9 protein-coding genes are annotated in these 8,833 nt (G+C 70.8%); 7 read left to right on the top strand and 2 right to left on the bottom strand.

All coding sequences use genetic code 11. From position 1 onward, the window contains the following. The 4 genes from GT354_RS46850 to GT354_RS46835 form a co-directional block, all read left to right on the top strand. Positions 1-541 (top strand): hypothetical protein (locus GT354_RS46850; RefSeq protein WP_161363791.1); only part of this gene is annotated, 541 nt, incomplete at its 5' end. A gap of 136 nt (positions 542-677) precedes the next feature. Further along, a complete protein-coding gene (locus GT354_RS46845) occupies positions 678-1,205 on the top strand; it encodes a SigE family RNA polymerase sigma factor (protein ID WP_346012492.1) in 528 nt (175 codons plus the stop codon). Next, positions 1,202-1,978: a hypothetical protein gene (locus GT354_RS46840; RefSeq protein ID WP_161363787.1), complete on the top strand. Its 777-nt coding sequence runs from the start codon at positions 1,202-1,204 to the stop codon at positions 1,976-1,978. The genes GT354_RS46845 and GT354_RS46840 overlap by 4 nt, the downstream gene beginning before the upstream one ends. A gap of 245 nt (positions 1,979-2,223) precedes the next feature. Beyond that, positions 2,224-3,165, top strand: coding sequence for a hypothetical protein (locus tag GT354_RS46835; protein WP_161363792.1), 942 nt, complete (start codon positions 2,224-2,226; stop codon positions 3,163-3,165). A 109-nt stretch (positions 3,166-3,274) separates the two neighbouring features. Here GT354_RS46835 and GT354_RS46830 read toward each other — a convergent pair whose 3' ends face one another. Then, positions 3,275-4,321, bottom strand: a complete 1,047-nt coding sequence (locus GT354_RS46830; RefSeq protein ID WP_161363785.1) for a cytochrome P450 — start codon at positions 4,319-4,321, stop codon at positions 3,275-3,277. A gap of 768 nt (positions 4,322-5,089) precedes the next feature. On the opposite strand from GT354_RS46830, the gene GT354_RS56945 reads away from it, so the two are divergent. From GT354_RS56945 to GT354_RS46815, 3 genes are read left to right on the top strand one after another with little or no spacing between them, the layout of a single operon-like run. After that, positions 5,090-6,430, top strand: a complete 1,341-nt coding sequence (locus tag GT354_RS56945; protein ID WP_161363782.1) for a YwqJ-related putative deaminase — start codon at positions 5,090-5,092, stop codon at positions 6,428-6,430. Between the two features lie 22 nt (positions 6,431-6,452). After that, complete coding sequence (locus tag GT354_RS46820) at positions 6,453-7,391, top strand: SUKH-3 domain-containing protein (protein WP_161363780.1); 939 nt, start codon at positions 6,453-6,455, stop codon at positions 7,389-7,391. Further along, positions 7,388-7,870, top strand: a complete 483-nt coding sequence (locus GT354_RS46815) for an SUKH-3 domain-containing protein (RefSeq protein WP_161363777.1) — start codon at positions 7,388-7,390, stop codon at positions 7,868-7,870. Before GT354_RS46820 ends, GT354_RS46815 begins: the two co-directional genes overlap by 4 nt. Before the next feature lie 127 nt (positions 7,871-7,997). On the opposite strand, the gene GT354_RS46810 is transcribed toward GT354_RS46815, so the two are convergent. Then, positions 7,998-8,833 (bottom strand): endonuclease/exonuclease/phosphatase family protein (locus GT354_RS46810; RefSeq protein WP_202513082.1); only part of this gene is annotated, 836 nt, incomplete at its 5' end.

Genomic DNA, 8,833 nt, shown 5'->3' with positions numbered 1-8,833 from the left:
CGCCGTCGCCCCGGAGGCCGCCGCGCCCGCGCTCGGCTCCGTCGCGCCGGCCGCCGCGCCCGTCCCGCTCGCGGCTCGGGTGGTTGCCCCCGGTGAGCGGATCGCCGACGGGCTCGGCAACCACGTGTGGCTGACGGCGGACGGTCGGCACGTGGTGACGGTGCCGTTGTCGCCCGGGGAGAAGGGGCCCGCCCAAGAGCAGGCCAAGCAGGTCCTGGACGGCAACTTCGGATCGGACTCGATCAACGCCCGCACCTTCGGTGGCGGCGGGGGAGCCCTGTACACCGGCGCCTACCGCGGTTCGGGAGTGCTCGCCAAAGTAACGGTCGCGGTGGCCGGCGAGACGCTCGACGCGCAGGTGATCACGCTCGCCGGCACGCCGGGTTGGGCGGTCTACTACGTCGACGGCCCCGCCGTGAAGCATGACAGGGACAACCCCATGGGCGGCTCGCCCGTGGTCACGGGCTACGCGGCGGACGGCAGCGTCCTCGCGAAGCTCGCTCCGCCGGCCCACGCGAAGCCGGTCGACGCCAAGAAGTAGCCGGGCCGGGCGGTGGTGTCGCCGCCCGCGGAGAACCGGTCGCGGGGATCGGGCGACGCGCTCGGTCCCCGCGCTCGGACACGGCGTTCGAGCCCCGACGCCGTATCGAATTCTCGTGAGGACTTGCTTGAAGACCGTGCAGGAGGAAGAGGACTTCCGAGCGTTCATGACGAGCCGCTGGCCCGGGTTGCTGCGCACCGCGTATCTGCTCACCGGCGGCCATCACCACGACGCGGAGGATCTCGCGCAGACCACCCTGGCCAGGGTGTACGCGAAGTGGCACCACGTGCGGCGCAGCGACAACATCGACGGGTACGTGCGCCGGATCATGGTGCACACCAACACCGACCGTTTCCGCAGGTCCCGGATCCGGGAGTGGGTCACGCCCCGGATACCGGACACGCCCACTCCCGACGGGGCCGAACTGACGGCCGAGCGCGACGTGTTGATGAGCGCGCTCGCACGGCTGCCGGCGCGGCAGCGCGCGGCCGTGGTGCTGTGCTACTTCGAGGACATGTCGCAGACGGAGATCGCGGCGGCGCTGGGATGTCGACTGGGCACCGCGAAGAGCCAGGTGTCGCGGGGGCTGGAGAAACTGCGCAAGGACGGCGCGCTGATCGACGCGCGACGCGCGGAAGCGATCGTCCAGGAGGAGGCTCGATGAACGACGAACAGCAACTGCGCACCGAACTCCGGCAGTTCGCCGATCGGGTATCGACGAGCCCCGCTCCGGTTGCCGAGGTGGTGCGCCGAGGTACGGCAATCCGCAGGCGCCTGACCCTGGTTCGGGGAGCGATGGGCGTGGTCGTCGTCATGTGTTCGGCCGTCGTCGCGGTGGGGCTCGGCCATTCGGAGAGCGCTTCCGGGCCGGCCGTCACACAGTTGCCGGCACAGGTGCCCGGGCCGTCCTCGTCCGCCTCGATCGGCCCGGCGCCCGGCACGCCGTCACCCGGTCCCTCGGCCCCCGCCCCCCCGGTGCGCACGGTGGCGCCGGGGGAACAGGTCACCGCCGAGGCCGGCCGGGTGCTGTGGCTGACCGCGGACGGGCAACACGTGGTCGAGGTGCCACCCGCGCCCGGGCAGACGTCGCCCGCGGAACCGCAGGCGAAAAAGGTGCTCGACGGCAATCTGGGATTCGGCTCGATCAACGTTCGCGTCTTCGGTGGGTCCGACGGTGCCCTGTACACCGGCGCGTTTCGCTACCAGGCCACGCTTGCCCCGGCCCGGGTCACCATCGAATTCGCCGACCGGACCCTGGACGCGCACGTGCTCACGCTCGCGGGCTCGCCCGGTTGGGCGGTGTACTACCTCGACGCAGCCCCCGTGTCGCGCGACGTGTCGCATCCGTCCATCGGCGGTGGGACAGGGGTGGTGGTCGCCTATGCGGCCGACGGCACGGTGTTGGCCAGGTCGGACAGGCCACCCACGAGTCGCTAGTCGAAAGAGCCGGTGGACGAGCGAGCCGGTGGACGAGCCGGCCGGTGTTCGAGGAGCCGGCAGCCGAACCCGTCGCGGCGACGGCCCGGTCGCCGCGACGGGGACCGGCCGGTCCGGTGGGGGTCTCGCGCGGCGGATCACGGAGAATCGGTGTTTCGGGGATCACCGCCGCACCGCGTTCGTTAGCCCCGGAACGGCTCGGCGGGATCTCCGTCGTGCCGTCGACGTGCGAAATGGGGTTTTCAGTGATCGTCGGTCTCGCCACTGCCGTCGCGGCTTCCGCGTGTTACGGCGTGGGCTCGGTATTGCAAGCGGTCGGATCGCGCAGATCCGCGCGCGAGGAGGCGGCGAAGCAGGACCCCGGGAGCCCTTCGGCGGTCACCGGCTACGGCGGGCCGAGTCTGTCGTCGACGGCCAAGGCGGCGGTCACGTGGGAGTTCATCCTCGGGACGGTGCTCGACTTCGTCGGCTTCGCGCTGGGCGCCCTCGCGGCGCGGCTGCTGCCGCTGTTCCTGTCGCAGACCATCATCAGCGCGAACCTGGTGATCACGGCCGTGCTCGGGATCAAGCTGCTCGGGATCAAGCTGCACCGGGCGGACTGGACCTCGATCGGCGTGGTGTGCGGAGCACTCGTGCTGCTGGGGATCGCGGCCGGTCCCGAGGGTGACGGGCACAGTCCTCGGGCCACCCACTGGTGGGTGCTGATCGTCACGATCGTGGTGATCGTGGGCGGGACGGTGTTGGTCCGATTCCTGGGCGCCAACGGGGCGATCGTCGCCGGTCTGTTGTCGGGGCTCGGCTTCGGTGGCCTCGGCATCGGGGTGCGCATCCTGGACGGGATCGACCCGTTCGACCTGGGCAGGCTCGCCGCCGACCCGGCGCTGTACGCGGTGCTCATCGGCGGTATCGGCGGCATGTACCTGCACACGATCGCGTTGCAGATCGGTTCGGTCAACGGGGCGACGGCCGCCCTGGTGGTCGGCGAGACGGTGGTACCGGGCGCGGTGGGGGTGTTGTGGCTGGGCGACACCTCGCGGGACGGTCTCGCGTGGATGGCGATCATGGGCTTCGTGCTCGCGGTGTCGGGAGCGGTGGCGGTCGCCTACTTCGGCAAACACGATCCGCAGGAACCTTCCTCCTTCGGCGATCCGGACCCCGATCAGGCAGCGGCCTCGGCGCGGGGCTGAGTCGGCCGACCCGGCGGGCACGCGGGGTGGCGCGGCCCGCGAGTACGTGACGGCTGCCCGGACCGGGATATCTCCGGTACGGGCAGCCGTGTGCGCGTCGCGCTCGGGTTCAGGCTCGGGTGACGCGGACCCCGGCCACGCCGAGCAGGCCGGCGAGGGGCACCTCGGCCGTGTACTGGCTCGGGTCGACGGTCAGACCGTCTCCGCGCAGCAGGTCGAGCAGCATTTCGGCCAGGGGCATCACCATGTGCCGACCCCAACAGCGTTCGGAGACGTGCCCGAACGGGAGGTAACCGGCCTGGTCGTCGGGGTCGAGTCGGTCCCAGCGCTCGGGCCGAAACTCGTCGGGGTCGTCCCAGATCGCGGGGTCGCGCTGGCTGAGCAGCGCCAGGATCAGCACGTCGTCGGCCGCGGTGATTCGTGCGTCCAGCGCCGGATATTCGGGGGACGCGTGGCGCAGGATGTTCCAGGACGGCGGGAGCAGCCGCATCGACTCGTAGAGGATCGACGGGTTGGGCGTGTCGTCGGCGAAGGGCGCGCCCAGCCACAGCGCGTTGGCGACGAGTGTGGAGACGGTGAAACAGACCGGGGCGGCCGCTCGCCGATACAAGCCCATGGCGTAGCGGCGGTCGCGGTAGGTCGAGGCTTCGGCGGTCAGTCCCGCGATGCTCGATACGGGCGCCCCCGGGCGGAGCCCGCGGGGCAGCGCCGCGCCGCCGGCGATGATCGTCCAGGTCAGTTTGGGGGTCAGTTCCAGGGCGCGGTCCATGAGGATGCGCAGCCGATACGGATCGGCGCCCAGAATCAGGTCGCGCAGATACACGTGCCCGACGTGCGGCCATTCCCCGGAAAGATCGACGTCTTTCGCGGTGGGCTTGGCCAGTGCGGCCCGGACGTCGCGCCCGATGGCCCGCATGACCGTCGACGCCTCGGCGCGGGGGATCGATCGCCCGTGGAGCGGCTTGAAGGTCGGGCGCTCCAGCTCGCCGGCCGGTCTGGCGGCGAGGATGGCGTCGGTCAGTGCGGGCCCGGCGACGCCGACGGTGTCGGAATCCAGGCGGAAGGCGTCCTGGCCGCGATGGTCGCGCAGGAGGGCCTGAAGTCTCGGCGCGAAGACGGTGGTCCGGGTGCTCCGGCCCGTCCCTGATACGTGCATCCTGGTCTCCAAAAGCGGGAGGCCCGCGCCCGGCGGGCCGGTGGGGGCTTCGCCGGACACGGGCCCGGAAGACGAATCACGTCCCTGTACAGGTGACCGCTTCGTCGGTTCAGTACCAGGCGTACCAGGCGTACGCCTTCAAGCTCTTCTCAGGCGTAAACTTTTCCTTGAGAGAGAAAAGAATCTTCACGACAGCACCTCCCTTTGACTGTGGACCGACCCTTTCGGGCATGACCGAGACAGCTCAGAGCGGTAATTCCGGCTGGTTGCGAGAAATTATTTCCGCTGTTCGCCGTCGGGAAAAGTAGAGCCCAGTCGCAAAGGCGTTGTCAATATGTAACCCTGCGTCAGGGCCCGAAGGGCGGCCTCGATCGCGTCGAAGTCACGCCTCGAAAATCCTTGCGGCTAAGCGCAATGTCCTCCACCGCGTGCGATCAGCGGAAAGCGCAGGCGTTGTATGCGTCGAATCAAGCCAACCCGGGACATGGATTGTCCCCGGCTTGCCGGATAATCTGTTTTAACGATTCTTCGGGTCGGGGCGATGATCCATCGCATTACCGGCATTGCGTCGGATCGATGCGAAATCGACCCGCTCGCCAGTGGCCGTGACGACGTCGTCCGGCCACCTCCACAAGATCCACCGGCGGGTAGGCTTGCGCCCATTGTTCGCTGGGCCTGACGACGACGGGGGTCGGTCATGAGGTTGACGGTGTCGAGACGTCTCGATCGCGCTACGCGGTCGTTGCCGGCGCGAACGGGCCGGCGCCCGTGAGCAAAGGCGGCAAGGGCGGCAAGGGCGGCCACGACAACACCACCGACCATCCACCGGGTTCGACCGCGGACAAGCCCGATGCGAGCCCGCCCGGACACGACGGCAAGCCCGTCGGTCCACCGCCCAAGCGCGGCGCGACCGGCACCGAGGGAAGCGGTTCGGGTTCCGCTCCGGGCGCCGGCACCGGCGGCACACCGGCGAGGCCGGTGGCTCCGCCGCCGCGAGGCGGGCAGGGTTTCAAGCACTCGCCGGAGAGCGTCGCCACCGGTGCGAGCGGCATCGACGCCTCGGCGGCCCGGATCGAGGCCGCGCACTCCAAGCTGTCCGGAGTCCTGCAGAGCAAGGGCTCGTTCTGGAACAAGGACGGCCTGGGGCAGGCATTCGGGAAGGTCTTCGAGCCGATCTCGCAGGGGCACAGTCGCGCCGGGCAGGCCCTGCACCGGACCGTTCGCCACACCGCGCAGAACCTGCGCGACGGCGGCGCCCGCACCGAAAAGGCCGACCGCGCCGTCGCCGACAAGCTGAACAGCCTGCTCAAGGGCCCCGGCGGCAAGGGCGGCCCGAGCGGGCAGGGCGGCGCGCCCGGTCGCCCGGGAGCCGGCCCGTCCGGCGGCAAGGGCGGCAAGTCGTCGCGCCCCAATCCGCTGTCCGGCCCGCAACGGCCGGGCGGAAGCGGCGGTTCGGGTGGCGGTACGGGCAACGGGCCGCCGCCGTACGCCGGTTTCCGCAAGCCCTACGACTGGCAGGGCCCCGGCGGCAATCCGGCCATCCGACGCACGCAAGGACCCACCGGCCGCGGCGCGACCGTCGGCTACGAGGGACGCACCACGTTCCTCGACGGCTCGGACCGCGGTCGCCAGGAACGACATTCGGTCATGGGCGACAGCTCCCGGCAGTTGGCGAACGACACCCGAGGTGCCGTCGCCGCCGACCGCCAGGTGGGCCCGTCGACGCGTCCCACCATGGCGGGCTCGTTCCACCACGACGGCGTGGTCACCAGCCACACGAGCGTGCGCGGCGGCGACGTGAACGCGCATCCGGCGATCGACGAACTGTACGAACGGATCCCCGAGGGCGAACGCAGCAAAGGCCACGGCCGGTGCGCGGAAGTGCCGTTGCTCTCGGACCGCCTGCACCACGCCGAGCAGCAGCGCCCGGGTCAACCCCCGCTCACACCGGAGCAGGCGCGCGAACTGCTGCGCGGCGGCGAGATGACCACGCACTCCGTCAACCACGACAACGCGCCGGGAGCTCTCCCGCACGGCACATACGTCCCGCCGTGTGCTTCCTGTGCCGAAGTGATCCGATATCTTGGGGTTTCCCATGTCCACACCTGACGACAATTCGAGGGAGGACCGCATGCCCGCCGGCCGATTTCCCGATCAGGTCGATCAGGTGCTCACCGGCGCCGGCTGGTTTCCCGGGCGCGACGTTTCCGCGCGCTACGCGGAATGGATCGCCAAGACCGACGACGCGCTGCGGGCCATGCCGGGGGAGCGATCCGTCTTTCCCGCGTTGCGCGCGGCCCTCGCCGAGTTCGGGGATCTCACCGTCGAGCAGGACGCGCCGGGAATCTCGCTGCGCCGGTTCGATTTCACGATCGGCGACATCGAGGCCGGGGCGAATCCGCGGGCCTTGACCGAACGGGCGCAAATCTTCGGTCGGTTCGCGTTGCCGTTCGGCTGGACCGCCGACATGCACAGCGTCCTGTACATGGGCGAGGACGGCGGGGTCTACGAGGAGCACCCCGCCGGCGGATTCTTCCACCTCGGCGACACCCTCGACGAGGCGTTGATCAAGCTCGTCCTCGGGATCAAGGCCGAGGAGGTGGACCCGGCGCATCTCGCCGACACCACCGCCGACACCACCGCCGGCGCCGAGCAGGAGTCGGAACGCGACGACGTGTCACCCGACTTCCTCCCGGCGACGTCGGGGGCGCTCGTCGTCGGCGACACGGTGTTCGCGCACACGAGTATCAAGGGCGACGGCGAACCCGACCTGCACCCGGTGATCCGCGACTTCTTCGACGCGCTGCCGACCCATCTGCGCGAGCCGTACATCGGGCGCTGCGCCGAGACGGTACTCGTCTCCGACGCCCTGTGGCAGATGCAACAGGAGTGGGGGGGCGAACGCATGGACGACGACTGGGCGCGGGAAAGTTTCCGGGCCAACGCCGGTGCGGTGACGGTGACTCGGATCCGAGAGGCCGGCGATCCCACGCACGGGACCTTCCAACCGCCGTGCCGGGCGTGTGCCGCGATGCTGGAGTACGTCGGGATCGAGGTCGTCTCCTCGTGACCCCGTTGACCTTCGTGGCGAAACTGGCGCTCTCGGGCGCCGGCTGGCAACCCGACTCCCGCGACGACGAGCGGGCCCGGCGCCTGCATCTGGCGCTGGCCACCCATCGTTCGCCGCACGGATTCGCGCACACCGTCCACCCGATGGCGGTGGACGCGTGGGCCCACTACGGCGCGCTGCGCGTCGAGCAGGACGGCCCGGGCGAGGAACTCGCCCTGCGTACCTTCTCGTTCGATCCGCTGGAGGCGATCCATACGGCGTACGGCTGTGCCGCGTTCGGGGAACTCCTCGGCCACGCGGTGACCCCGTTGGGCAGTGTGCGCGACGGTGAGGCGTTCTTGCTCATCGACGACACGGGGCGGGTCTTCTCGCGCGACCACACCGGCGACTGGTTCCTCGGCCCCGACGTCAACGCGGCGATCAACACCTTGGCGGCGGGCAGCGCGTTCGTCCGGGTGCGCGAGGACGGCACGTGGTGACCTCGAACGGCTCGTCCGGCAACTGTCCGAGTCCGAGCCCGACGAGTCCGAACTCGAAGCCGAACCCCAACCGCCGCGCGTGACACGCGCACACACGTGAGCACCGCCGCCGCTCGCCCTCGCGCGCTCAGTAGGACAGGGTGACCGCCACCGGGCGATGGTCGGACGCCCGGGACGGCCGCGAGTCGACCGCGCGCACCGTGAGCCTGCGGTCGACGAGCACCTGGTCGATCTCCTGCTTCGGCTCGTCGGCCGGGTAGGTCCTGAACGGGCGCACCCCCGCGAGGCCGTCGACCAGGTCGACGCCGCCCGCGGTGAACGCGCGCATCTGCGGACTGTCGATCGTGGCGTTCATGTCGCCGAGCACCGCGACCGGCACACCGCCGGCGCCCAGCTTCGCGGCGAACGCGGCGGCGCGGTCGGCCTGGACCTGCGGCACCGTGTCGTCCACGTCCTGAAGGTGGGTCGCCACCAACGCCACCCGCTTGCCCGGCTCCGCCTCCACCACGACCCCCAGCGCCTGCGCATCGGTGGGGGCGCCGCCCGCGGGCAACTTGATCGACTCCACATGCTCGATCGGCTTGCGGGTCAGCACCGCGTCGCCCCACTGCGGGTCGGCGGCCGGCGCGAAGGTGTAGGGCAGGTCCAACCTACGCGCGAGCAGGGTCATCACATCGTGGCCGCCGTTGAGGAACCAGGCCCGGTCGACCTCGTTGAGCAGCAGCACGTCGGGCTTGAGCGCACGGATGGTCGTGGCGGTCCGGTCGAGGTCGAAGCGGCCGTCGATGCCGTAACCCATGCGGATGTTGTAGGTGACCACCCGCAGGGTCCCCGCGGCCCGGTCCGGCTCGGGCGCGGACCCCGCCGGCGGGCGCAGGCCGAACGCCGCCAAGGCGACCAGCACGGGCGCGACGGCGGCGAGCGCGAGCGGCGCGTGCAACCGCTCGGCCACCGTCGGGGGGA

Source organism: Streptomyces sp. SID3343, from assembly GCF_009865215.1.
In the GTDB taxonomy this organism is placed as follows: domain Bacteria; phylum Actinomycetota; class Actinomycetes; order Streptomycetales; family Streptomycetaceae; genus Embleya.
The sequence above is the reverse complement of the archived record's forward strand: the minus strand, read 5'-3'. Positions and strand labels throughout refer to the sequence as shown.

What these genes read in the sequence shown, in the direction of transcription:
- GT354_RS46820 (WP_161363780.1), top strand. Translation starts at nt 6,453, where the DNA reads ATGCCCGCCGGCCGATTTCCCGATCAGGTCGATCAGGTGCTCACCGGC.
- GT354_RS46830 (WP_161363785.1), bottom strand. Translation starts at nt 4,321, where the DNA reads ATGCACGTATCAGGGACGGGCCGGAGCACCCGGACCACCGTCTTCGCG.
- GT354_RS46840 (WP_161363787.1), top strand. Translation starts at nt 1,202, where the DNA reads ATGAACGACGAACAGCAACTGCGCACCGAACTCCGGCAGTTCGCCGAT.